At 41.7% G+C, this 25,117-nt stretch carries 26 protein-coding genes; 11 read left to right on the top strand and 15 right to left on the bottom strand.

From position 1 onward, the window contains the following. Nucleotides 1–42: 42 nt before the first annotated feature. Nucleotides 43–3,252 (top strand): efflux RND transporter permease subunit, encoded by a 3,210-nt coding sequence (locus tag QR721_RS03160; protein ID WP_348029030.1) that lies wholly within the window; start codon nucleotides 43–45, stop codon nucleotides 3,250–3,252. A gap of 60 nt (nucleotides 3,253–3,312) precedes the next feature. Here QR721_RS03160 and QR721_RS03155 read toward each other — a convergent pair whose 3' ends face one another. Next, nucleotides 3,313–4,461 (bottom strand): MFS transporter, encoded by a 1,149-nt coding sequence (locus QR721_RS03155; protein ID WP_348029029.1) that lies wholly within the window; start codon nucleotides 4,459–4,461, stop codon nucleotides 3,313–3,315. A gap of 219 nt (nucleotides 4,462–4,680) precedes the next feature. Between QR721_RS03155 and QR721_RS03150 the strand changes: the two genes are divergently transcribed. Beyond that, nucleotides 4,681–6,021 carry an amino acid permease gene (locus tag QR721_RS03150; RefSeq protein ID WP_348029028.1) on the top strand — a complete coding sequence of 447 codons (1,341 nt, stop codon included), beginning with the start codon at nucleotides 4,681–4,683 and terminating at the stop codon, nucleotides 6,019–6,021. A 24-nt stretch (nucleotides 6,022–6,045) separates the two neighbouring features. Here QR721_RS03150 and QR721_RS03145 read toward each other — a convergent pair whose 3' ends face one another. The 3 genes from QR721_RS03145 to msrA form a co-directional block, all read right to left on the bottom strand. Further along, nucleotides 6,046–6,672 carry a LysE family transporter gene (locus QR721_RS03145; RefSeq protein ID WP_348029027.1) on the bottom strand — a complete coding sequence of 209 codons (627 nt, stop codon included), beginning with the start codon at nucleotides 6,670–6,672 and terminating at the stop codon, nucleotides 6,046–6,048. Between the two features lie 127 nt (nucleotides 6,673–6,799). After that, nucleotides 6,800–8,356, bottom strand: coding sequence for an ABC-F family ATP-binding cassette domain-containing protein (locus QR721_RS03140; RefSeq protein ID WP_348029026.1), 1,557 nt, complete (start codon nucleotides 8,354–8,356; stop codon nucleotides 6,800–6,802). Between the two features lie 144 nt (nucleotides 8,357–8,500). Beyond that, entirely contained in the window at nucleotides 8,501–9,160 is a 660-nt protein-coding gene (msrA, locus tag QR721_RS03135) for a peptide-methionine (S)-S-oxide reductase MsrA (protein WP_348029025.1), read from the bottom strand. Nucleotides 9,161–9,378: 218 nt separating this feature from the next. Here msrA and QR721_RS03130 point away from each other — a divergent pair, with 218 nt between their 5' ends. Continuing rightward, entirely contained in the window at nucleotides 9,379–9,855 is a 477-nt protein-coding gene (locus QR721_RS03130; protein ID WP_348029024.1) for an Hsp20/alpha crystallin family protein, read from the top strand. 34 nt (nucleotides 9,856–9,889) lie between these two features. On the opposite strand, the gene QR721_RS03125 is transcribed toward QR721_RS03130, so the two are convergent. Next, the gene (locus QR721_RS03125; protein WP_348029023.1) at nucleotides 9,890–10,105 is read right to left on the bottom strand and encodes a YdbC family protein; all 216 of its coding nucleotides are present in this window, start codon (nucleotides 10,103–10,105) and stop codon (nucleotides 9,890–9,892) included. 15 nt (nucleotides 10,106–10,120) lie between these two features. Next, on the bottom strand, nucleotides 10,121–10,561 hold the full coding sequence (locus QR721_RS03120) for a GNAT family N-acetyltransferase (protein ID WP_348029022.1): 441 nt from the start codon (nucleotides 10,559–10,561) through the stop codon (nucleotides 10,121–10,123). 267 nt (nucleotides 10,562–10,828) lie between these two features. On the opposite strand from QR721_RS03120, the gene QR721_RS03115 reads away from it, so the two are divergent. Then, the gene (locus tag QR721_RS03115) at nucleotides 10,829–11,968 is read left to right on the top strand and encodes a zinc-dependent alcohol dehydrogenase (RefSeq protein ID WP_348029021.1); all 1,140 of its coding nucleotides are present in this window, start codon (nucleotides 10,829–10,831) and stop codon (nucleotides 11,966–11,968) included. 48 nt (nucleotides 11,969–12,016) lie between these two features. Here QR721_RS03115 and QR721_RS03110 read toward each other — a convergent pair whose 3' ends face one another. Together QR721_RS03110 and QR721_RS03105 are read right to left on the bottom strand one after the other, a co-directional pair. Next, nucleotides 12,017–12,223, bottom strand: coding sequence for a hypothetical protein (locus QR721_RS03110; protein ID WP_348029020.1), 207 nt, complete (start codon nucleotides 12,221–12,223; stop codon nucleotides 12,017–12,019). Continuing rightward, the gene (locus tag QR721_RS03105) at nucleotides 12,224–12,715 is read right to left on the bottom strand and encodes a hypothetical protein (RefSeq protein WP_348029019.1); all 492 of its coding nucleotides are present in this window, start codon (nucleotides 12,713–12,715) and stop codon (nucleotides 12,224–12,226) included. 226 nt (nucleotides 12,716–12,941) lie between these two features. Here QR721_RS03105 and QR721_RS03100 point away from each other — a divergent pair, with 226 nt between their 5' ends. Next, nucleotides 12,942–13,415: a YfmQ family protein gene (locus QR721_RS03100; RefSeq protein ID WP_348029018.1), complete on the top strand. Its 474-nt coding sequence runs from the start codon at nucleotides 12,942–12,944 to the stop codon at nucleotides 13,413–13,415. Between the two features lie 139 nt (nucleotides 13,416–13,554). Here QR721_RS03100 and QR721_RS03095 read toward each other — a convergent pair whose 3' ends face one another. Further along, nucleotides 13,555–14,889 (bottom strand): allantoinase, encoded by a 1,335-nt coding sequence (locus QR721_RS03095; RefSeq protein WP_348029017.1) that lies wholly within the window; start codon nucleotides 14,887–14,889, stop codon nucleotides 13,555–13,557. A 401-nt stretch (nucleotides 14,890–15,290) separates the two neighbouring features. Between QR721_RS03095 and brnQ the strand changes: the two genes are divergently transcribed. Together brnQ and QR721_RS03085 are read left to right on the top strand one after the other, a co-directional pair. Beyond that, nucleotides 15,291–16,634: a branched-chain amino acid transport system II carrier protein gene (brnQ, locus tag QR721_RS03090; RefSeq protein WP_348029016.1), complete on the top strand. Its 1,344-nt coding sequence runs from the start codon at nucleotides 15,291–15,293 to the stop codon at nucleotides 16,632–16,634. A 75-nt stretch (nucleotides 16,635–16,709) separates the two neighbouring features. Beyond that, the gene (locus tag QR721_RS03085) at nucleotides 16,710–17,651 is read left to right on the top strand and encodes an AEC family transporter (protein WP_348029015.1); all 942 of its coding nucleotides are present in this window, start codon (nucleotides 16,710–16,712) and stop codon (nucleotides 17,649–17,651) included. 3 nt (nucleotides 17,652–17,654) lie between these two features. On the opposite strand, the gene QR721_RS03080 is transcribed toward QR721_RS03085, so the two are convergent. Continuing rightward, a complete protein-coding gene (locus QR721_RS03080; RefSeq protein ID WP_348029014.1) occupies nucleotides 17,655–17,939 on the bottom strand; it encodes a hypothetical protein in 285 nt (94 codons plus the stop codon). Nucleotides 17,940–18,102: 163 nt separating this feature from the next. Between QR721_RS03080 and QR721_RS03075 the strand changes: the two genes are divergently transcribed. The 3 genes from QR721_RS03075 (at nucleotide 18,103) to QR721_RS03065 (ending at nucleotide 20,807) form a co-directional block, all read left to right on the top strand. Beyond that, nucleotides 18,103–19,575 carry a C39 family peptidase gene (locus QR721_RS03075; RefSeq protein ID WP_348029013.1) on the top strand — a complete coding sequence of 491 codons (1,473 nt, stop codon included), beginning with the start codon at nucleotides 18,103–18,105 and terminating at the stop codon, nucleotides 19,573–19,575. A gap of 114 nt (nucleotides 19,576–19,689) precedes the next feature. Further along, nucleotides 19,690–19,905 carry a DUF6366 family protein gene (locus QR721_RS03070; RefSeq protein ID WP_348029012.1) on the top strand — a complete coding sequence of 72 codons (216 nt, stop codon included), beginning with the start codon at nucleotides 19,690–19,692 and terminating at the stop codon, nucleotides 19,903–19,905. Between the two features lie 149 nt (nucleotides 19,906–20,054). Continuing rightward, nucleotides 20,055–20,807, top strand: a complete 753-nt coding sequence (locus tag QR721_RS03065) for a DUF3862 domain-containing protein (RefSeq protein WP_348029011.1) — start codon at nucleotides 20,055–20,057, stop codon at nucleotides 20,805–20,807. 46 nt (nucleotides 20,808–20,853) lie between these two features. Here the strand turns inward: QR721_RS03065 and QR721_RS03060 are convergent, their stop codons facing one another. From QR721_RS03060 to QR721_RS03050, 3 genes are all read right to left on the bottom strand, one after another. Next, entirely contained in the window at nucleotides 20,854–21,201 is a 348-nt protein-coding gene (locus QR721_RS03060; protein ID WP_348029010.1) for a DUF4870 domain-containing protein, read from the bottom strand. Between the two features lie 163 nt (nucleotides 21,202–21,364). Continuing rightward, nucleotides 21,365–21,694, bottom strand: coding sequence for a four-helix bundle copper-binding protein (locus tag QR721_RS03055; protein WP_348029009.1), 330 nt, complete (start codon nucleotides 21,692–21,694; stop codon nucleotides 21,365–21,367). 196 nt (nucleotides 21,695–21,890) lie between these two features. Next, on the bottom strand, nucleotides 21,891–22,955 hold the full coding sequence (locus tag QR721_RS03050; protein WP_348029008.1) for a permease: 1,065 nt from the start codon (nucleotides 22,953–22,955) through the stop codon (nucleotides 21,891–21,893). Nucleotides 22,956–23,135: 180 nt separating this feature from the next. Between QR721_RS03050 and QR721_RS03045 the strand changes: the two genes are divergently transcribed. Continuing rightward, entirely contained in the window at nucleotides 23,136–23,882 is a 747-nt protein-coding gene (locus QR721_RS03045; protein WP_348029007.1) for a sulfite exporter TauE/SafE family protein, read from the top strand. A 76-nt stretch (nucleotides 23,883–23,958) separates the two neighbouring features. Here QR721_RS03045 and QR721_RS03040 read toward each other — a convergent pair whose 3' ends face one another. Together QR721_RS03040 and QR721_RS03035 are read right to left on the bottom strand one after the other, a co-directional pair. After that, on the bottom strand, nucleotides 23,959–24,474 hold the full coding sequence (locus QR721_RS03040; protein WP_348029006.1) for a hypothetical protein: 516 nt from the start codon (nucleotides 24,472–24,474) through the stop codon (nucleotides 23,959–23,961). 159 nt (nucleotides 24,475–24,633) lie between these two features. Further along, nucleotides 24,634–24,996: a hypothetical protein gene (locus QR721_RS03035; protein WP_348029005.1), complete on the bottom strand. Its 363-nt coding sequence runs from the start codon at nucleotides 24,994–24,996 to the stop codon at nucleotides 24,634–24,636. Nucleotides 24,997–25,117: the final 121 nt, after the last annotated feature.

Here is a 25,117-nt window from a genome sequence, read left to right as displayed (position 1 = left end):
TTACTGTGACCAACTAGTCAATTTAAAAAAGGAGCGAAGACTTTGCGGAAAATAATTAATTTCTCGATGAACAACAAACTGGCCATATGGATTCTTACAATTATGGTCATCGTCGCAGGCCTCTATTCCGGATTGAATATGAAGCAGGAAACAATGCCTGATATTACAATGCCAAACGTCTCAATTCTTACTACATACCCAGGGGCTGCCCCAGATGAAGTAGCAGAGAAAGTGACAGAACCTCTGGAACAGGCTATTGAAAACTTGAAAGATGTGAAACTTGTCACATCCAATTCACTTGCCAATGCTTCATCCATACAAATTGAATTTGATTTCAATACAGATATGGACCAGGCAGTAAACGATGTAAAAGAAGCTGTAACGGATGTGGAAATGCCGGATCAGGTGAAAGATCCGCAAGTAACAAGGCTTAGCTTTAATGCCTTCCCTGTTCTCGCACTCAGCTTAAGTGATGCAAAACATTCTCTTAAAGACCTGACACAGAGAGTGGAAAAGGATGTCGTTCCTGCTCTGAGTGGAATCGATGGTGTTGCTGATGTGCAAGTAACCGGACAGCAGCTGGAAAAGGTGAACCTCGATTTTGATAAGAAGAAGCTTGCACAATATGGACTTACAGAAAAATCTGTAGAACAGATTCTCCAAGGTTCTAATATTACTTACCCGCTCGGACTTACCACTTTTGACAAAGATGTTAAAAACCTAGTCATTGATGGAAATGTTGCAACGGTAGCTGATCTTAAGAAAATCGAAATACCTGCAATGCCATCTCAAGGTGCTGGGCAGCAAGCAGCAACCGGACAAGCCGGTGCACAACAAGGTGTTGCACAAAGTCAGGGCGGACAAGCTATGCCGCAGGCTGGTGCTCAAAGCGGACCGCCAGCTTCCGCACAAGCACAACAAGGAATGAAGATTCCGACTGTACAATTACAGGATATTGCCAAGGTAAAACTTATTGGTGAAGCAGAATCGATTTCCCGTACAAATGGTGAAGAATCGATTAGTATCCAAATTGTAAAAACCTCAACTGCAAACACAGTCGAAGTCGTCAATAAAGTAAAAGACAAAATAAAAGACTTTGAAAAAGACTACGGTCTTACAGTCGAAACTTCTTTCGACCAGGGTGAGCCAATTGAAGATTCCGTCAGCACGATGCTGGATAAAGCTTTGTTCGGTATCTTGTTCGCTGTTGTGATCATTTTACTCTTCCTAAGAAGTATCAAGACGACATTAATTTCAATCATTTCAATACCGTTGTCCCTACTGATCGCAATTTTCATTATGCATCAAATGGATATAACATTGAACATCCTGACACTCGGTGCGCTTACAGTCGCAATCGGCCGTGTCATCGATGACTCAATCGTTGTCATGGAGAATATCTATCGCCGCATGGCCCTACCAGGTGAAAAATTGCGCGGCAAGGCACTTGTGCGTGAAGCGACACGTCAAATGTTTACGCCTATTTTCTCTTCAACAGTCGTAACGATTGCGGTGTTCCTTCCTCTCGGCTTTGTTAGTGGACAAGTCGGAGAAATGTTCATGCCTTTTGCACTTGCAGTTGTATTTGCACTAGCCGCATCACTTGTCGTAGCAGTAACACTTGTACCGATGCTTGCTCATACTCTGTTCAAAAAACAGCTCTATGCTGATGAAGCATTAGCAGTTCACCATAAGGAGAAACCAGGGAAACTGGCAAACCTTTATAAGCGCATCCTTAAGTGGACATTGAACCATAAACTCATCACATTTGGTGGCTCCATCGTCATTCTTGTCTTAAGTCTTTTCCTTCTTCCTCTAATAGGCGTCAGCTTCTTGCCTGAAGATGAACAAAAGATGGTTATGGCGACATACAGTCCTGAACCAGGGGAAACAAAAGAAGAAGCTGAAAAATCTGCACTTCAAGCTGAGAAACTAATCAGCAAACGCGATGGTGTCAAATCCTATCAGTATTCTCAAGGTGGCGGCAGTCCGATGGGAGCTATGACAGGTGCAGGTGGCGGAGATAATTCTGCCCTCTTCTTCATCGAGTATGATGATGACTTTGAGAATTTCAAAGGTGAAGATCTTAAGCTCATCAACAAACTGAACAAAGAAACGAAAAATGGTGAATGGAAGAGCATGGACTTTTCCGGTACTGGTTCTAGCGGTCTTGATCTCCTTGTTTATGGAGATGACATTGAGGCCATTCAGAAAGCTACAGATAAGATCATCCCTGTACTTAAGAAAAATAAAGACCTTGTTAAAGTAGATACAAGTCTCTCTGAGGCATATGACCAGTACACCCTTATAGCCAACCAAAAGAAACTGGCCGAAAATGGACTGACAGCAGCGCAAATTGGTATGGAACTTGCAAAAACTGCTGAACAACCATCCATTACTAAGGTCAAACATGAAGGCAAAGACGTCTCTGTCTATCTCCAGACAGAAGAACGGGAATACAAATCTCTAAAAGATCTGGAAAACGTAAAAATCACGACGCCACTTGGCACTCAGGTAAAAATCAAAGATGTCCTGGATGTAAAGACTGGCAAGTCCCCAGATACAATCGAACGTCGTGATGGCCGAATGTATGCATCTGTAACAGCTGATGTTAAAAGCAAAGATGTCGGCGGCGTTTCACGTACTGTGGAGAGTAAAATTGACAAACTTGACCTTCCAGATGGAACAACAGTCGAGTTTGGCGGCGTGACGGAAGACATCAACAAGGCATTCACACAACTTGCTCTTGCCATGCTTGCAGCAGTTGCAATTGTCTATTTTGTACTCGTCATTACATTCCATGGAGCTTTGGCACCATTTGCAATTCTCTTCTCTCTTCCGTTCATCATGATTGGAAGCTTGATTGCACTATGGATTGGCCAGGAACCATTGAGCGTATCCAGTATGATTGGTTTGCTTATGCTCATTGGTATTGTAGTAACGAACGCAATTGTGCTGATTGACCGCGTCATCCACAATGAAAGAGATGGCATGACGACGAGAGAAGCTTTGCTTGAAGCAGGTTCAACGAGATTGCGACCGATCCTCATGACTGCACTAGCTACAATCGGTGCGCTCATCCCGCTTGCTGTCGGTCTCGAAGGTGGAGGCGGAGGCCTCATTTCAAAAGGACTCGGCATTACTGTAATCGGTGGTTTGACAAGCTCCACATTGCTTACACTCGTCATTGTCCCTGTCGTATATGAATTCCTTGCCAAGTTCAGAAAGAAACCTTTGCAGGAAACCGAATAACAAACGAAATGCCCCAGCCTGGTTATCAAAAAACCAGGCTGGGGCATTTGTTTTTCAATTTTACTTGAGCAAATGAGGCCTCCTTAAAGCTGACAGGATTACTAGCAGTACTGCCCCTAGCAACATGACAAATGCGCTCGTTGCGAATGGTGCCCTGCCGGCCTCAGAAATCGCCCCCGACATTGCTGAACCCGCAACCGCTCCTAGGGAGAAGAAAGCATAAAAGATTCCATAAGCCTTGCCCCTGTCCACTTTTTGCGACTCGGCTGCGACGAGTTGATTCATTGATGGAAAAACGAATGCAAAGCCAGTTCCATAAACAAGCATTGCGACGATCCCCACATTCAAACTTGCCATAGTTTGCAGCATGAAAAGCCCAAGACTTATCAGTACAAGACCTCCGAAAATGAGAGGTATGAACCGAACCCTCTCAAACACCCTGTTCAACGGTGAAAGGAAAACAACAAGTGCCATTAAACCGAAAATGGTTAGCAGCATGCCTGTTTTCCCAGGTGCCAGTCCTGCTGCTTCGACTTGTAGCGGCAATGCAAAAGCCAAAGTGCCATTGCTGATCATAAGTGCGAAAGCAGCTAGTGATGCTTGAATGACACCTGGATTTTTTAGCAACGGGACAAAATCACCGACACTCACCTTGCCACGCTCGCTAAGAGTAAACGATTCAGGAATGAATTTGACAACTAGAAGTGCTGATAGGAGGAACAAAATACCGATTATGATAAAGACCCATTCAACCTTATCCAATGATGTCATAATTCCGCCAAATGCCGGACCTGCTATGGCAGCAGTCCCTATTGAAGCTCCTGTAAATGCCATTGCCTTTCCTCTTGTCTTCTTTGATGTTCGATCACCAATATAAGCGAAGGCAGCCGGAATCAGAATCCCCCCTGCTAGTCCATGCAACATCCGGATTACGAATAGCTGGGGCCCCGACTGCATGGCCGGGTAAAAGAACAGAACGACAGCAACAGAACAAAGGCCGACTAGCAGCATCCGCTTACGGCCAAACTGGTCAATCCAATGCCCGCCAACCACATTCCCAAGCATATTCGTCAAAGAGTACACCGCAACAATTGAGCCTGCAAGTGCATGTGAAGCACCAAGACCAATCGCATATGGCGTAATAATCGGCAGCTGGACAAATGTATCAAGAAAACAAACAATAATAATTGCGTATAAAAGTCGCGTCACAGTACGCTCTCCTTCAATTCATATTCCTATCATTATAATGCATGGTATGCCCTTGGCAAACCGTATCAGGAGTTTTATACCCTCTATATTTGATGAAACCACTATATCGTTTTAGGCTCGTTTGTCCAAAGAAATTTCTATCTTCTCAACTGGTACATACCCCGCATAAAACTTTCTCTCCCGTCAATACTAATTCTCATGAAAGGAGTCGATCCTCAATTGGGAACTTCAGCTAATTCCAAGGACGAAAAAAAGCTAGCCTGGTGGCAGCTCTCCCTCGTTGGAGTCGGTTGCATCATTGGAACCGGCTACTTTCTCGGCTCGGTCATCGGCATCAAAATGGCTGGACCAGCTATTATCATTTCATTTATTCTCGCAGCAATCGGGACATATATTGTCGCTGAAGCACTAGCCAAAATGTCTGCAAAGGACCCTCAAAAAGGTGCCTTCCGCTCTTATGCAAAAAAAGCTTATGGGTCATGGGCGGGCTTCAGCAGCGGTTGGGTATACTGGTTCTCAGAAATTCTCATAGTCGGCAGTCAGCTTACCGCTCTCTCCATCTTGTCCAAATTCTGGTTCCCTGACTGGCCACTTTGGGTTTTTGGAACATTTTATGCCATACTCGGTGTCATTGTCGTGCTGATTGGAACGAGCGGCTTTGAAAAAGCACAGAATATCTTCGCGGTCATTAAAATTGCAGCCATCTTCATGTTCATCATACTCGCCATCGCTGTAATTTTTGGTCTGTTCGGCGGCGGCAGCTCCGATTTCCAATTTTCAAAGACAGTGGGCGATTTCATCCCAAGTGGCGTAATGGGTTTGTGGGCCTCATTGATATTCGGCTTTTATGCTTTCGGAGGAATTGAAATTATGGGAATCATGTCAACAAGACTTAAGAATCGGGAGGATGCTGTAAAGTCTGCATCCGTTATGCTCATCGTTCTTACAATCATCTATCTGATTTCGCTTATCCTAGCGACTAGTCTTGCTTCCCTCGAAAAGTTCAAAATCAATGAGAGTCCGTTCGTTGTCGCTCTAGCTGATTACAATCTCGATTTCTTCCCCCACATTTTCATTGGAGCTATTATCATTGCTGGTTTTTCTACTATGTCAGCTTCATTATTCGCTGTTACAAGCATGATTGTAACACTCGCTGAAGATGGTGACGCTCCAAAACTGTTTGCGATTAAATGGAAGTTGAAAGTCCAGCCATTTGCACTGTTGCTTACCATTTGCGGACTCATTGCTTCAATTGTACTATCTGTTCTGATGCCCGGAAAAGTGTACGAATACATTACTACATCCGCCGGTCTCATGCTCATGTACAATTGGCTCTTCATTCTGTTCTCCTTCCCTCGGCTTATTGAGGTGAAAGGTGGCGGACATATCAAACGATATATCGGCATGCTGCTAATTGCCGCTGCCATTAGCGGGACGCTCGTTGATAAAGAAAGTCGCCCCGGGTTTTATGTAAGTATCTTGTTCGTTATACTGATTGTTATAGCGTTTATTATCAAACACTTCATGAACAAAAATAAGGATAAGGAGACTGCCCATTAAGCGGACAGTCTCCTTGTTTTTCATTTACATGAACAGTATTTTGAATGCCTCTATTCCAAAATAAATGGCAAATCCAATTAGTGAAAGGCCGGAAAAAGTTGAAATCCATTTGAGTGCTTTTGAATTGAGAAATTTCTTCGAAGTACTCGCGACAGTCGCCATGAACAAATCCCATGCAAATAGCCCGAGAAAAATCGCAAAGCTGTAAAGAATAATTTGGAATGTCGTATAGGTTGCAGAAGTCTTTGCTAGGATTGATCCATAAATTCCGAGCCAAAACAGGATCGTCAAAGGATTTGATATGGAGATTAGAAAACCTCCAAAAAATGATTTGGCCGCAGTTTGTCTTTTATCAGACGAGCGCATATCAATCTTCCCGGCATTCACAATACCTTCAATTCCTGTATACATGAGTACAAAAGTACCAAAAGACCAAAGGAAAGCTTGGACAATCTGAATTTCCATGAATTGAATAAGTCCAAGATAGACGACACCAACATACACAAAATCCGCCATAATGGAACCAAGGCCGACTAGCCATGCATGCCAAAAACCACTCTTAATTCCTCTGTCCAGCTGAGCGGCGTTCACTGGACCAATTGGCGCTGCGATAGCCAGTCCCATAAAAACGTAACCAAAGAAAACACTCATTCACTGCACTCCCCGAAACAAGTTGTCCAACTCTTGTTACAACCTATTCGTCGAGGACAGATTACATGCAAATATTTTATCTTAGAACAAAATCGGCAGCCAGGAGTTCCAGCTGCCGATTCTCATCTTAAAATACTTTTGTTGTCCATTTCTCGCCATTCCAAATATCCGTCGCCAGTCCTTCATAGAATTCCGGCTCGTGAGAAATAAGCAGCACACTGCCTTTATATTCCTGCAACGCTCGTTTTAATTCGTCTTTCGCATCTTGATCAAGGTGATTCGTCGGTTCATCAAGAACGAGCAAGTTCGTTTCCTGATTGACAAGCTTACATAGGCGAACCTTGGCACGCTCTCCACCGCTGAGCACTTTCACCTTGCTCTCAATATGCTTTGTAGTCAAACCTACACGTGCTAAAGCAGCACGTACTTCATATTGCGTGAAATGCGGGAATTCACTCCAAACTTCTTCAATGCATGTTTTATCACTTTCATTTTTAATTTCCTGCTCAAAGTAACCAATGTGAAGATGCTCTCCTCGTTCTACAGAGCCAGACAATGCTGGAATCTCACCGAGTAAGCTTTTCAACAATGTCGTCTTACCAATCCCGTTGGCACCTGACAGAGCAATTTTCTGCCCTCTCTCCATTGTAAGAGTGAGTGGACTGGACAGCGGTTCATCGTAACCGATAACAAGGTCTTTTGTTTCGAATAGAAACTTCCCTGGAGTTCTTGCCGGTTTGAAATCAAAATGAGGCTTCGGTTTTTCTGCATCCAGTTCGATCATGTCCATCTTATCAAGCTTTTTCTGACGCGATTGAGCCATGCGGCTTGTCGCTGCATTCGCCTTGTTCCGCGCTACAAAATCTTTCAAATTCGCAATTTCTTTTTGTTGTTTCTTGTAAGCAGCTTCAACTTGCTGCTTCTTCATTTCATATACGCGTTTGAATTCTTCATAATCTCCCGGATAGCGTGTAATTTGCTGGTTTTCCATATGGTAGATTAGATTAATAACACTATTCAGGAATGGAATATCGTGAGAAATAAGAATAAATGCACCTGGGTAGTCTTGAAGATAGCCACGCAGCCATTCAATATGCTCTACGTCCAAGTAGTTCGTCGGTTCATCGAGAAGGAGAATATCTGGTTTTTCCAAAAGCAACTTTCCAAGAAGAACCTTTGTCCGCTGTCCACCACTCAAGTCGTGGACATCACGATCAAGTCCAAAATCATTCAGCCCTAGGCCATTCGCTACTTCCTCCACTTTTGCATCGATAATATAAAAGCCACTCTGTTCCAGCGTTTCTTGAATTTTTCCTGTTTCTTCTAAGAGAGTCTCCAGCTCATCCGGCTCAACTTCGCCCATTTTGCCGAACAACTCATTCATTTCTGTTTCCATGTCATACATAAACTGAAACGCCGTTCGCAGTACATCACGAATTGTCATGCCCTGCTTCAAGTCCGCATGCTGATCCAGGTAACCGACACGCACTCGTTTTGCCCATTCAACTATACCTGCATCCGGCATCAGTTTTTTTGTGATTATATTCATAAACGTAGATTTTCCCTCACCATTGGCTCCAATCAAACCAATGTGCTCACCTGCCAGCAATCGAAAAGAAACATCTTCAAAAATAGCCCGGTCTCCAAAACCATGGTTCAAGTTCTTAACAGTTAACAGACTCATACAAAACACCTATTCCCTCTAGTTAATATAAGCGAAGAAATATAGTCTCTTCAGCTTGCAATCATATCTTTATAATTTATCACCTTTTGCCTGTTTGAGCTATAAGCCATATGAAAATACCACTTTCTTCTGTTTAAGAACAAGCTACCATTTCATATGCATTAACCTTTTTTTCAAGAATTCCCTTGCCTCCATTTCAATTGGCCAGAAATTAATTTCCTCAATAAGCACATCCCGTGTGATAAAAGCTTTTACAAAGCCATTGAGCTTGGCCGCAAATGTGGAATCGGTAAGCATCTCTTCATTCGGTATTATGTCATTCAGCTGTTCCAGCGCCTTCGGATAACGTTTCAAGTAATACTTCTGATGTCGTATTTCAGCATGTGTGAAATTTTCAAAAGGAGCAATTTCTGTCTCAATTGGTTCCCCGAGCTCTTTTTCCATTTCCTGCTTTATATTTTCAATGGACTGCTTTTGCCCGTCATTATGATAGCGCAACAGAGAAATATACTGCCTGCCCTTATACTCGTCACGATTTGGATAGTGATTACGCCAAAAGTGGCGGAGTAAATCTTCATAGGAGATGATATTCGGATCAAACTCAACATGGATTGTTTCTGTATGGTCGCCCATTCTTCGATATGTTGGATTGTCTGTCGTACCGCCCGCATAGCCAACACATGTACGATTCACTCCATTGATTGCTCCAAATCGGGATTCCGGTGTCCAAAAGCAGCCCATTCCAAATGTCATTGGTTCGAGCGTCTTGTTTTGGAATCCTTTTTCCAACTCATTTAAATACAAAATAATCCCCTCCCACTTCTAAATTAAGTTTACCCTCATGTTAAATAAGGTAAATGGACATATGTGAAGAAGATAAATCATATTATAAAAATGCACACCAATTCACATAGTTCTATTGTTGCACGGGTAGGAAATAATCTTTTCTACCTATATTTCGCTTGCTTTATAAGTCTTTATCCATTATGTTTGAATTATAAGAATATTAAGGAGATGATTCTGTGGCACTAATCCCAGGTCGCGGTACAAAAGAGGCAAATGATTACTCGGAACGATTTACTGATTATTTCGGGGGGTTTCCTCCTTTCAACATCTCTGCGTTTCTCGACAACAAGAAGGTTCAAGTTCCCGTACCAGTACCAGTAGAATTGCTGGCGGATATCTACGAAGAAGAAGACAGTGTCATTGCATTATGTGACCTTCCAGGTATTGCAAAGAAAGAAGACATTCTAATCGATATTATTGATGAACGTCATTTAAAGATCAGTGCAGTCCGTGATCCTGGCACAGAATTCGAAGGAAAACGTGTGGCGCAGAAAGAACGCTCAGTCGGCCGTATCGAGCGTACAATTACATTGCCGGCAGATGTTTTAATTGATAAAACGCAGGCCGGTTATAAAAATGGAGTCCTGCGTGTCACAATGCCTAAGAAAACAAAAGGACTCGAACAGAAAATTGATATAAAATTTGAAGATTGACTGAAAAGGCCGGGATTTCTTTCCCGGCCTTCAATTATTGATTGTCGAGAATCCTCTTTAGTTCCTTCAACTCTTCTGACGAAAGCGAAATCCCTTTTCCCATCTTCTCTTTATCTGGAGCCCAATCTCGCAAATCATACTTAGGCTCCCGACCATTCCAGCTAATCAGATTCAGTTCTTTTGTCCATCCTTTGGCTGATTCGGAGAGTATACCTAAACTCTCAATTATTTCGTATTTAAAATCAGACATCATTCACCCTCCTGACTATAAGCTGAGATGATAGAAATAATTCGTCTCTTTCTTAAAACCAATGCCTTCATAAAGACGCTGTGCCCCGTAGTTATCATCGCATGTTTCCAAAGACACGCCGCCAGCTCCGGTGTCTTTTGCAAATCTGATCACTTCTTCAATCAGCTTCTTTCCGTAACCTTTATTACGAGCTTCTTCCTTTATGTAAAGATCGTTTAACAGCCAGATTCGTTTCATGCTGACGGAAGAGAAAAGCGGATATAACTGAGCAATGCCTTCTACTCGATTTTCTTCATCATAGGCCAAGAAAATAACGGATTCTTCCTTTTCCAGCCTCTCCTTAAGATAATCTTCAGCACCTTCTTTATCTGATTGCTGTTTTTGAAAAATCCTGTACAAATTAAACATTTCAGCTGCTGCTCCAAGATCTTCAATTCCGGCTCTGCGGATATTCATAATTTTCCCCCATTCTGGATATTTTATTTTTCTTCAATTATCGTACCATACGAGTGAATTTCATTCTCTAAACTTATTCCAATATTTCTCATATCCCCCCGTTAACCTAAGCAACTCTAAAAGGGAGTATAGAGTACATCTTAATTTTAAATTTGTTCATTTAATTTTGCATTTCAATTCTGCTTTGGGGTATGTCTATAACAATACAGCTTAAAGAATTGACCGTAGGCTGAATCATATCACATACAACTATGAGGAGTGGTAAGTTTGAAAGCTGTAACTTTCCAGGGAGCGAAGGATATCCAGGTTAAGAATGTTGAAGCACCAAAAATTGAAAAACCCGATGATGTGATCATCAAAGTAACATCAACTGCGATATGCGGATCAGATTTGCATATTTATCTTGGAGCTCTTCCAACCCATAAAGATTACGTCATTGGCCATGAACCCATGGGTATCGTAGAGGAAGTCGGTCCTGAAGTAACAAGACTGAAGAAGGGCGATCGGGTTGTTATTCCATTCAACCTTGCTTGCGGCGATTGCTATTACTGTAAACATGATTTAGAGAGTCAATGTGACCATTCGAACACGAACCCACATGTTGACAGTGGCGGCTATCTCGGATTTACAGAAAGATACGGCAATTATCCTGGTGGACAAGCTGAGTATTTACGGGTTCCGTATGGCAACTTTACCCCTTTCCTCATCCCGGAAGAATGTGATTTGCCCGATGAAGCATTGCTCTTCATGTCGGACGTTTTGCCGACAGCCTATTGGAGTGTTGAACATGCCGGTGTAAAGAAAGGTGATACTGTCGCTGTTCTCGGCTGTGGACCTGTCGGATTGATGGCTCAAAAATTCGCTTGGATGAAAGGTGCTAGCCGTGTCATTGCAATCGACCGTGTCCCATACCGTCTCCAGCATGCCAAGAAAATGAATAATGTCGAGATATTGAACTTCGAGGAGTACGATGAAGTCGGCAGCCATGTGAAAGAAATAACAAGTGGCGGCGTTGATATTGTAATCGACTGTGTCGGTATGGATGGAAAGAAGAATCTTCTTGAAAAAGTCGGACAGAAAATGAAAGTTCAAGGCGGCACATTGAGCGCATTTGAAATTGCACATGAATCTGTTCGTAAAGCCGGTACAATCCAAGTTACTGGTGTATATGGTTCCCTTTACAACATGTTCCCCCTTGGCAACCTATTCGAAAGGAATATCACCCTGCGCATGGGTCAGGCACCTGTTATTCATTACATGCCAATGTTATTTGAAAAAATCATGAACAAAGAATTTGATCCAACGGCAATCATTTCTCATGTTTTGCCACTTGATGATGCTGCAGCTGCATACAAAAAGTTCCATGAACATGAAGACGACTGTATTAAAGTTATTCTAAAACCTTAAATATAAATAAAGAAACGGGCCTCTATGGATGAGCCCGTTTCTTTTTGTTTAGCTAATAAACAGAACTAACGAATATGCCACAAGCCCAACGAGAAAAGCCCAAAAATTGCTTTCCCGCTCTTCCGGAAGTTCTTCTTTCATAACGTTTAGAATGACACCACCCGCAAGAAATGCGAACAAATAGGCAACTACTGTTGAATCGACATTAACCAGTTTACCTACAATCCAACCGCCCACTACGGCAAATGCAAGCAACTATCTTCCTTTCGTATCATATACTTCCTTATGTGTCTGGCGCAGACCATGATCGTTGGAAATAAAATGAACACCCATCGCAATAAAGTAGAAAAGCAGTCCCTTTATGCTCTTATACTCTCCGTCCACTAGCAAATAGCCAATAAGTCCATTGTACAGTGAGAATGATGCCATATGAATCCAGAAAACCCCGTTGCTCGTGCCTGATGTTACGGTATGCTTTTTGGATTCACTTACAAGCCGCTCCAATCCATAAAACAGTACAAGACCGAGCATCGCAAACAAATAAATTTCAGACTCTATTTGTAATTTAGCACTTCCGAGCTGATACTCACCCAATTCTGGCAGCGTCCTGAGAAATACATACGCAACTGCGATGCCCCCTGCTACGGACAGCAGCCAGCTTCGCGGCACCGTCTTTAAAAATTTCATATGTTTTGATAGCAAATGAATAATTGCAAATCCTATTGCAAGCCATATCGTTTTAGGCATTGATCCACCTCCTTCAGTCCAATACCCGGTTGTCCTGAAGGAAAACTAAACCTTTATAAAGCGGTGAAAATTTCTCTTTTTTAACAAGGAATTGAGGAGTAATTTTTTTGTCCACATCTCTCTCATGAACAATTTGTGACACATTTCACATTGACTTGAATTCACCTGTACAGAGACGTAAGATAAATATGTACTACAATTCAACTATTACGGAGATGACAACTAGATGACTACAGGTGCAATTATCATCACTGCTATTCTTGCTTTACTTAAACTGCTTGTCACTTGCCTCCCTAATGATGCCGTGAAGTGGATAACGAAGAAGTTCGAACTGCATCCTGAGATTTCTTCTGCAGATACGACTATTTCGTACGAAGGCAAAGAGCTCTCTGACTCTCAAAAAGAAATGCTTGTCAAACACTTCAACGAAGCCCAATTTCTTAAATCCCAACATATATTCCCGGGTAATGAAGAACTTTTCCTTCATCCGGCAACAGGCGTGACACCAGTTATCATAGATACAAAACAGAACAAAAAGGATATTCGTCTGTATATGTTCGGCTACAACGATTCAATCGATATTGTCAAACAGCATAAAAAGAAACTCCAAGCTTACACGCTATCCTCAGAAATACTGCAAAGCCATTTTCCGCAAGTAAAGGAAGCAATGGAAAACCCGCAGTTCGGTACGACAGCATGATTAGCTAAAAATTTCATAGTGACTCAAATAGAAAAACCCTCGCTGGTTCATCCATTCAGCGAGGGTTTTTCGTCCTTATAAACTCAAAAAAACTCCTTGAGCTGGCAGTTTGCCTCCTCAAGGAGTTTTCTTTGAATAATTATTTACCAGCAACGATTTTGTCGTTTTCAAAAACAACTTCACCGTTTACGATTGTTGTTTTTACTTTTCCTTGGTATTCATGACCGATGTATGGTGAATGCTTATGACGATACTCCAAATCATCTTTCTCAAGAACAAAGCTTTCGCTCAAATTAACGATCGTGATATCTGCGTCGTAACCAGCGTCAATTTTACCCTTCATTGGAATGTTGAAGATTTTCGCAGGGTTTGTTGCTGCGACTTCAACGATTTTTTCCAATGGAACACCGCGTTTGAAATGACCTTCAGTAAGAAGGATATTCAATGTAGACTGGGCACCGGAAATACCGCCCCATCCTTCAAAGAAGTTATCAGTGATGACTTTCATATCAGCTGGAGCTGGTGAGTGGTCAGAACCGATTGTATCAATCTCGCCAGCTTTGACAGCTTCCCAAAGGTCTTCCAGTTCATGCTTGTCGCGAAGTGGCGGTGCACATTTTGCAATCGCCTTCTGCTCAGCAAGGTCTTCAACTGTAAGAGCTAGATAGTGTGGGCAAGTTTCAACAGTTACATCTACGCCACGCTTCTTCGCATCTTCAATTACTTTAACGACTTTACGGCTGCTTGCGTGTACGATATGCAATTTACAACCTGTCAATTCAGCGTAGGAAATGACACGCTTAACTGCTTCGATTTCTGAAATGATCGGTCGTGAATCAACATAATCCTGTGCAGAAGTCTTGCCGGCAGCTTTCTTCTCAGCAGCAAGCTCTTCGCACATGACAGTGCTTTCAGCGTGAACTGCTAGTAGAGAACCGAATGAAGCAATTTCCTTCATACCTTTATATAGTGTTTCATCATCCGCATTGTTGAAATCTTCAATACCGCTTGGAGACATGAATGCTTTGAAACCGATGACGCCGCCATCATGCAAAGCTTTTAGATCACTGATGTTCTCAGGAACAAGTCCGCCCCAGCAGAAAGCATTGACGACAGACTTTTCTTTCGCCAATTCCTGTTTGCGTTCAAGATTCTCTTTATTGATTACTGGTGGTGTACTGTTCAAAGGCATGTCAAAGAATGACGTAGCTCCACCAGCTGCAAGACTTTTACTACCTGTTTCAAGACCTTCCCAATCAGCACGACCAGGTTCGTTGAAGTGCACATGTGAATCGATTAGACCAGGGAATACATGAAGACCTTCAGCATTGATCACACGATCAGCTGATTCTTCAATCGCCTTGTCAGGTGAAACTTTGATAATTTTGCCGTCCTTAACCGCAATATCGGCCTGGACTGTGCGCTCGGCTGTTACAACTGTTCCATTCTTGATAATCAAGTCATAAGTTGCCATCCGTTATTCCTCCACTCTCAAAAGAAAATTCGTCTCAATGTGCGCTTCCCAATTCTTATTGGAAAACGCCCTATTTAAAATATATCCCTTTCCACCCATGATGTCTATTTTTCCTGCTTAAAAAAGCCTATTTTCAAAAGCCGCTTTCCAAACATAACCAATTTGTATTTATTTTCGAACTTGACAGAACATTCGTTGACACAGTATAGTAGTTACTGAAAATAACCGATAGACATTTTTCGTCACAATTCGTCATTAGCGCCTCGGTCACTCAGTCCGTATTCTCTTATTCAGACTGAATAACCGAGGTATTTAATGTGCTGTCGGACGGATTTTACCTTTATTTTCCTTTTTAAAAAAGACTGATAACAATAAGAAAATCATTCGGAGGAATTATTATAATGAATGCTTTACCCAATAAAGAAATATTCAAGCTGGGGCTTACAATGTTCGCTCTATTCTTCGGAGCTGGCAATATCATCTTTCCACCTTTGCTTGGACAACAGTCAGGAACCAATGTCCTGCTTACGATACTCGGTTTCCTTATTACAGGGGTAGGTCTTCCATTCCTCGGTGTGCTTGCGGTTTCTTTAAGTGGCAGTCAGTTGCAAGACCTTGCTGGAAAAGCACATCCAATTTTCGGTGCAATTTTTCCAATAATCGTTTATTTGACAATCGGACCATTGTTTGGCCTTCCACGCACGGCGACCGTTTCATTTGAAATTGGTGCTTCACCTTTTATACCTGAAGCCCATCAAGGACTGGCGCTCGCCCTGTTCTCTATCTGCTTCTTTGCGATTACAGCTTGGCTTTCACTACGCCCAAGTAAAATAACTGACTGGTTTGGCAATATCCTTACACCTGTTCTTCTCGGAATCATCGCACTTATCGTCATTGTAGCTATTATTCATCCAGCTGGAACGAGCGGGACACCTATGGCTCCATATGATGAAACTCCATTCTCAAGCGGTTTCGTTGAAGGATACTTAACTATGGATGCACTTGCTGCGCTCGTCTTTGCAATCATCATAATTAATTCAATTAAGCTAAAAGGAATATCAGACCAGAAAACCATTACAAAAATTACGTTAAAATCAGGAGTTATTTCAGTTTTTGGACTTTGTCTCGTATACATTTCTCTCGCTTGGATTGGAACAACAAGCCGCTCCATCGCTCCGAATGCAGGAAATGGTGGATATATCCTTACACAGATTACCCATCTTCAAATGGGTGTGTTCGGTCAAATTCTGCTTGGTATCGCTGTAACACTCGCTTGTTTGACAACAGCGATCGGTCTGACAACAGCTTGTGCGACATACTTGTCCAAAATCATACCACGGTTGTCATACAAAATTGCTGTGTTCGGCATTATTACCTTTACAACAATCGTTGCTAACATCGGACTTGATCAGCTAATTGCTATTACACTTCCAGTTCTAGTCGGAATCTATCCGGTCGCAATTGTCCTCATTGCCGCCCGTTTCTTGCACAGGTGGTTCAAAGGACATTCTGAAGTATACAATTTCGCAATGCTTGCAGCAGGTTTTATCGGCCTCTTCGACATGTTAAAAGCATTCAAAGTTGAATTCAGTCCGATCTCAGGGCTGCTTCAGTACTTGCCATTATATGACGAAGGGCTTGGCTGGCTAGTACCTGCCATCCTATGCGGCCTAATCGGTTTCGCCATTGCAACTATAAGAAAGAAAAATTCAACCTATGCACAATCTTTGCAGTCCGAGCGCTAAAGCGTTTGGACTGTTTTTTTGTGTTTGACGTTTGTTCCCACTCCCGCATACAGTGACAAAAAGGAGATGGTGCGTATGGCAATGGGTAATTTCCTATCCGAGATGACAATTCTCTATCTAATCGGTCTAATTGGCTTCATCGCACGAAAAACTGGCCTGCTTAGTAAAGAAGCAAACCAGATTTTGACCCAGCTCATTCTTCATATTACATTGCCTGCCCTTATCCTATTTACACTTGACATTCCCTTCTCCTATTCTGCAATCGGAGAATTCAGCTGGCTCGTTTCCATGTCTCTTTCCGCCATTCTAGTCGCCACACTGATTGGATACTACATGCGAAAGCGCTCCCGACTTACAAGCAAAGATGGCGCTGTCTATGAAAGTCTAATTATTTTTGGGAATCAGGGGTTCATCGGCTATGCCATCAGCTATATTCTATTCAAAGAGCAAGGCGTCATTTATTTGACGATGTTCAATGTTTGTTATCTAGTTCATATATGGGCATATGGAATATACCTTTTTACTAGGAATACTAAAAAAATTCCCTGGAGAACAATATGGTTCAATCCGGGAATCATTTCAACATTTATCGGTTTTATCATTTTCCTAACCCCATTCACATGGCCTGCTCTCATTTCATCAAGTCTTGAAACGACAGGTAAAATGACAATCCCTCTATCAATGATAGTAATCGGCAGCCTCATTGCAAGTGTTCCTTTAAGCTCCTTGCCCAACATCCTGAAAAATCGGCTGCTGTGGAAGGCTACCGTTTTGAGACTTCTGATCATACCACTATTCCTGCTTCCTTTTATCCTTCTGCCAGTTCCTCTGACACTGCTTATTATCGCTGTGCTCGTCACTGGGATGCCATCTGCTCCAACCGTATCACTTTACGCTCAGAAATATGGCGGTGATACAGCATTTGCTTCTGCAGGGACATTACTGACAACATTGTTGTGTATCGGTACATTGCCTTTCCTTCATATGCTGATACAGATTCTGCAAGCCTTCAGATAAGGATTAATGCCGGAACTCAGGGTAAAGCAAATATTCCCTCGCCTGTCCGGAGTATTTCTTGTATTCAATGTAATATCGGAGTGTCCGCTCATATTCGTGCGTCTTGTTCGCATACGTTCTGTTGATCAATCGGACAATATGCTTCGAAATGTAAGTTTCTTCATTGTAAATCTTCTTCTTGCGCAAATTCTCCAAGCGATTCTCATATTGCTGTGCTGACACAGCTTTCATACGTTTTGCCCCTTCTTTAATTTCATGCCGGGCGAGAAGATAATCCTTGAAATTCATATTGTCACCTCATTTATTGTGTAATCGGCTTTTCTCATATAATACCTGATTCAGTACTAGTCTTAAACTTGTCGGAATTTGACAAACGAATAGGCGCTTCTGCAGGCTCATACGATAGGCTTTAGGGGTAATAATCATTGATTGCATATGAGAGGAGCTAAAAATGAGAAAGTACATAGTATTTATACTAGCCTTGTTCTCCATTTACTCGTTTTCGCACAAGTGGTTAATTACAACTGTTTTCGCTCAATCAGGTTCTCCACAAGTGACTACTGATGAGAAAGCCGTGCCGGGCAAGCAGAGCGAGACAAAGCAAAAGGAATCCGCTAATGAGCCGGAAGCTGTACAAATCGAGGCCACTATATCAGAGCCTAATACAACCGGAAATGTTGAGCACCCTGTACAACCAGCAGATGGCATAAAACTAAATAAAGAGACGGAGGGACAATCGGCAACAATGAATTCGGAACCATTAACAGTTACTGTAGGCAACATAAAATATTATCTGGATTCCCAAAAAAGAATCACCCACTCTGAAGTGTATAAAAGTGACAGAGTGGAAAAGATTCAACAATTTCATCCTGGAAGTACGATTGAAAATGCTCAGAAATCTATTAAATACATATTCCATCTGAACACGTCCGGCCATATTACGAAGGCATCCATGCTCGATGCAAAATCTCAAAATGTAATCAATGAATACACATACTATGCTTATACTGTCTTCGGAAGCCATGCACAGAACATACAATACAAATTCACGATCAACAATGATGGTCATCTGATTAATGCCAGCAAATATGAAAAACGAACAAAGCGGGTCCTGAACCTTTATACCTACTATAACAACACAATATACGGCAACCATGGAAACAGAATTAAATATGGATTCTCTTTCAATACAAATGGTCATCTAAGCAAGGCTTACAAAAGAGAAGCGGGCACGAAACGATTAACAAATTGGTATAACTACTACAGTGGAACAATCTATGGAAAGCATGAGGATAAAATTCGCTACCGCTTCGATATCGATAAAAATGGATACCTATCCAAAGCAATCGAAAAGGAAAAAGGAACTGCACGCTTGCTGACTACTTATAAATATAAGCCAAAAACCCGTTACGGCCGCCACGCCGAACATATTAGCGAGAGGATATTGAATGTTCCAGTAATCAGCCAGCTTCCTTCTCTTCCAACCGGATGTGAAATTACAGCTGTCACCATGATGCTGCGATATAAAGGGAGCAAGGTCGGACACGTTACACTTGCAAGAGAAATGCCAAAGCATCACTCGAATCCAAATTTGGGCTATGTCGGAAATCCATTTGCCAAAAGCGGCTGGACAATCTACCCGCCTGCATTGAAGAAACTCGTTAAAAAATATAGCGGCAGTTCGACAATACTGACCGGCAAAACGAATGCAACCCTTGAAAAGCAGCTGCGAAACAAAAAGCCTGTTGTCATCTGGGCCTCGCGAATGCACGGATTCAGCGTCCATGCCATAACTCTTACAGGTTATAATAGTAGTTATTATTATTACAACGACCCATGGATAGGAAAGAAGAATGTAAAAATCAAGAAAACAGATTTTAATAGATTATGGAGCAATCAAAAAAAGCGGGCGATTTCTTTATAAGCAAGTTTCGCTTCGCAAAAGCTTACAGTCAATCACATCAACTTAACAGTCAGCGCTCTCCGAATTCCTTTCATATTATGTTACAATTATCAGAAAAATCCAGGAGGTTAGAAGATGACAGATAACAATGAATCCCCTGAAGAAACAAGAGAAAGGTTACGACAACAAGAAATCCGTAACAATCCTACCGGTAATTTACATGATTCATTTCACCGTGCTAATTCTGGAAGCCTCGTTGATCTGTTCAATGGACTAAGCTGGAAAGCTGCAGCTGTTTTAATTCTTATTCTGATTATAGGCACTATCATTATGCTGGCATTTTTCAAGTAGTTTCCCCTGCTAGTCTGACTGAATCAATAATGATTCGAGGTTTATTTCATATAAATACCACGACTTCGGTCCGATTGACCAGTCATCCTCCACCCTGATAATTTAGAAAACAGACAGACTGTAATTAACCATCAACAGGAGGTGCTGCGATGAATGGAAATACGCTTTACAAAAAAAACTGGTTCTGGCTGTTCGCCCTTGCAGGAATTCTAATTCTATTAAAAATTACCGTTAATAGCACTGATCAGGAAGACACACCCCCAGATTCTGTCTTAGAAGAAGCACAAGATTCAGATGATGAAACTTCAGAAAAAGTTATATACCCAGAACAACCAAAAGATGATGTAATTGGCTATGAATCACAAGAAGAGCAGAAGCCACTCATTGTTCATCAAGATGATGTCACTCCAGTCCCAAAAGGCAAAATTGATGATAAAGCTTTCCTTGAGTCGGTACGTGTAACAAAGAAAAAGTTTAACCGTTTCAAGGAAGGAATGACTTATAAAGAGATTAAGAAGATTGCCGGGACTGGCGGAGAAATGGACAGTAAAGATGAATACTCAGGAACTGTTCGGTATAAGTTCCCCACAATGACATATGCCTCCTCGGTTTATCTAGAATTCCAGGATGATAAGCTTATTGAGAAGCGCCAATACAACTTGGACAATTTTGCTGTCATGACTTTGAAAGATTTCAACGAAATAAAAGATGGAATGAGCTACAAAGAGGTGACAAAAATACTCGGAGGAGAAGGCAAAAGCTATACCGGACCAGATCAAGATGATGAGTACAAAACCATTGTCTACAACTATCAGGGCGCCCGAACCGATCAACCGGCAAATGTTATGCTCATTTTCCAAAAGGACCGGCTCGTTAATAAAGAGCAGACCGGATTAGATTAAAAAAAGCAGATTGCCTGCAGGCAATCTGCTTTTTTTAATCCCAAAATTACTTGATAAAACGGAAAATCATCGGAAAACGATACATTTTACCATTATAGGACTTGACCAGTGCAATTAATGTAAAAATAAATGCCAGTATGCCAAAGACAAATGCGAATATAATTCCAATAAGAACAACAATAAGAATAGCACTGATGAAGCCATAAATTGTGTATGAAATAAAAAAGTTAAAGTATTCTTTCCCATGATATTCCACAAATGCTGAATCGTCTCTTTTCAGCAACCATATAAGCAAAGGTCCAATCAACGGGAAGAAAAAACTTGTAAGATAAATCAGCATGGCGAACAGCCGATCATCACTTGTAGTGACTAATTCTGGTTCATATGAATTCATCCCTTATTCCTCCTTTCTTTTCACCTAATTATACAGTATATTCCTGTACGACTGAACAATTGTAGGAATTTTCATCATAGACTCCGACCAAGTTCAGTTCTACATTCTCCCCCTCTTAGACAAAGTAAATAGACCATGCACGTTTCCATGATGGTCCTTTCTCTTAAGCTGCTATACGATGACATTCTTCAGCACAAGCAAAGCAAATTTGCGCACAGCGCTGACAATGTTCATGATTATGTTTTTTGCATTCATTACCACAAGCTTCACAGACTTTTGCACAAAGTCCTGCCAGTTCAGTCGTAAACTGCGATCCTCTGCTCACAAACTGTCCTAACAAACTGCAGACTTCCGCACATTCCCTGTCCAACCGTATGCAATCGGCCATCATTTCAACATGCTCTTCATTCAAACATGCTTCGAAACAAATATTGCACGTTTTCACACAGTTTTGCAACGTCCTGATAAGTGACTCTTGATGTTCGCGTTCCATTTCTATCCCCTTCCGCAATTCAACTATCCATCATAAACATAGCCTTTGAATTAGGAAGCTAAACAGAAAATCGCAACTTTTTGGATAGTCTTTAGCGTTTTTTGTCATAATTTGTTGGTGTTTTTAAAATCCTAGTCAGACTTGTATACAGTAAAGGACCGATATCTAAAATGATATCGGTCCTTTACTAATAAAATTACAATATTAACATTCCTGCAATCCCACATAGAATACCAAGCCCAACGACAGATCCGCTCACGAAGTAAAGTACTCTGCGTGGGAAAGACCTTGCTACGAGGATAAGTGATGGCAAACTAATAGCTGGCAACGTAATAAGCAACGCAGCTGCCGGACCACCGCCAAGACCAAATGCCATGAATGTCTGGATAATTGGTATCTCTGCCGCTGTCGGGATAACAAAAAGCATGCCTCCAATTGCGAACAGGATAATCATCAGCCATGTACTTGTTGCTGTGAAATCAATATGAGGGAACAAGAAGCCCCGTACAGCACCCATAAGCAGAACAGAAATTACATATGCCGGTACAATATATAGAATCATCGTGCCTATACTGCGCATCCATCTCTTGAAAAACGGTCCGCTCTCATCGGGCTCTTCTGTTCCTTCCATAAGTTCAGCAGCCGTCTCAGGAGTCGCTTTCGGCATAAAACGATTTGCCCAATAACTGACTCCAAATGTTAAGATGACTCCAAAGATAACACGGAGCAGAGTGAACTTCCAGGAAAGAACAAAGGTCATGAAGATGAGTACTGCCGGATTCAAAGTTGGATTTCCAAGCCAGAATGCCAAGCTCGCCCCTACAGAAACATTTTTCTTACGCAAACCGACCGCGACAGGCGCTGCACAACATGTACACATCATCCCAGGCAGTGACGAGAGTCCTGCTATTGCAGTACTTCCAAAATTCGTCTTGCCAAGGACACGCATAAGCCAGTTCGCTGGGATAAGGACCTGTACAAGCGAACCGATCACAATACCAAGAATAGCAGCCTTCCATACTGAGTTAAAGTAGACAAGCGCATACTCCCAGGCACCTCGCCATGTAAAGTGATTTGGGGCATCCGGATTGCCCAGTATAGATTCACCAATTGAGTGAGTAGTCGAAGCAATAATGCTCTTTCCATAATACGGTACCCATTTCACATAGGCTAGACCCGCTATTGCAATAAGAAGAAATATAATAACAAACCAAACTGTCTTTTTATTATTTGTTGATGGTGATTCAGATATGTGATTCAAGGAAATAGCCTCCTTTATTATTGAAATGGCAAGTAATTATATCATATATCTCACCTTTTTCGACAATAATATACATTAAATCCCATTATCCTCTATCGTATTGGTATCATTTTCCCCTTATCAGTTGTTATAATTCAAACACACATCAATTGCTTCAGCCATGGAAGAGAGGGATGAATTATGTTTGAACTTGGATTGTTGGGATGGACAGTCGTTGTCCTTGTCTTTATTCTGACAGGTATCAATAAGACCGGCTTGCCTACACTCGGTATTCTGACGGTCACAATGATGATGTTCGTATTCCCCGTGAAAACAGCAGTCGGCATTATGCTGCCCATGCTTCTTACAGCCGATATATTTGCTGTGATCTATTATCGGCGCAATGCTCATTGGCGGCTCATTTTCAAGCTATTGCCTTGGGTTCTAGTCGGGCTTGCTGCAGGCTATGTCACCTTGCAATTGCTGAACGGGGACTTATTACGCAAAATCATCGGCTTCATCGTACTCCTTCTTATTGTGCTGCAACTGTTACGTAATAGATTTGGAACACGTTTTAACGAGATGCTGCCTGAATCTCGCATATTCGCTGCGTTAATGGGTATACTTGGCGGCTTTACCACAATGGTCGGAAACGCTGCGGGCGAAGTAATGAGTATTTATTTCCTTGCAAAAAAACTGCCCCAGAAAGAGTTCGTTGGCACTGTCGCTTGGTTCTTCTTTACCGTCAATATCATCAAATTGCCGATTTTCATTCACCTTGGCATGATTACAGCGACTACTTTTAAGTTCGACTTGGCACTTGCTCCTCTTGTCATCATCGGTGCATTTATAGGGGTTAATGTTTTGCCACGCCTCCCGAAGCGCATATTCGAAGGAGCAATCCTCCTCGCGGCAGCCATTGGTGGTGTCCTGCTTCTTTTCACATAATGGGCACCGATAATTGCAGTTACCATTTGTAAAAAACAGAGCCGAAATGCACTAGGCGCATTTCGGCTCTGTTTTTTTACAACTTATTCAGTGCTGCAAGTGACTCCAGCACATGTTCAAGAAATTCAGGAATCTCCTCAATATGCTCTTCATCAAGCTTCGGCTTGAACTTGACAAGTATCGTATCCAGTTCCCCTACCTTTTTATCATCCAGTTCTCGACTCAGTGTTTGTTTGATTTCCACGTCATCTTCCCAGATTGCAGCAAGGGCCTCGGTAATTTTTTTGCATGTTTTTTCGCTATCTTCAACTCTTTTCCGGAACCGCAAACGAAGTGCAGAACCAGGATGAGCCCGTTCATTTTCTAGAATTTCATCAGCCAGCTCCTGTAACGATGCTTCAAGCACAACTTCGACAGTTACATCCGGTTCACCGAGCAATGCAAAACGAAGTGCAAAGTCTCTTTTCATAATAGCAAAGTCCATCCGATCTATCCGATTCAGGATATCGATCTTTCCATCCAGACTGTCCAAATCATAGATACGGTTCTCAAATGCTACTTTTAAATTTTCAAATATGGTTGGGTGAAACATATAATTCCTCCATTCACCTTCCTAATAATATTCCTATCTATTGTATCAACTCAATTAATATTCAGCTAATTTCACAGCTAAAGTAAGACTTTCTCAATGGGATTACAAATGAATCTGCATAATTGGCGTCGAATATGTAAAAAAAATTAAAATGTCTAATCACCCATGTATATGTGTTGCTGCTTTCCACTCTAACCTTTCTACAACTTTCGCATATAAATGGTTTTCTTTCATACAAAATTCAATCATAAGAGGCATCCGTATATTGCCTTTAATATTCAATCTTATAAGTGATTCAACCCAATTATATAAATCATCAGGAACTCGATAAGCTGTTGCTTTTCTATCCCCTTCCCTAACTGTTACAATTGCATGCTTATGATTTCGATAAAGCGCTGCAGACATTACTTGATAGACTACTCCTTGATCATCTTCTCCATCCAGTATAGGGATATATAAATATTTATGGTGTTCAATGTTCTCATATATTTTAGCTCCAGCTTCGTTTATTATAAAATCCATATCTGTGATCCCTTCCATTTTATTTTTAAAAAATCAGTTAGTGTACATACAAGGTGCAAATCATAATATCGTAAAGCAGAAAAATCCTTTAGTTTTTTGGTGATATTGAATGCGGACTTAC

The sequence above is a fragment of the Aciduricibacillus chroicocephali genome (genome assembly GCF_030762805.1).
GTDB classification, from domain to species: Bacteria; Bacillota; Bacilli; order Bacillales; family Amphibacillaceae; genus Aciduricibacillus; species Aciduricibacillus chroicocephali.
Note: the sequence above shows the minus strand (reverse complement) of the source record. Positions and strands in the feature narration are given on the sequence as shown.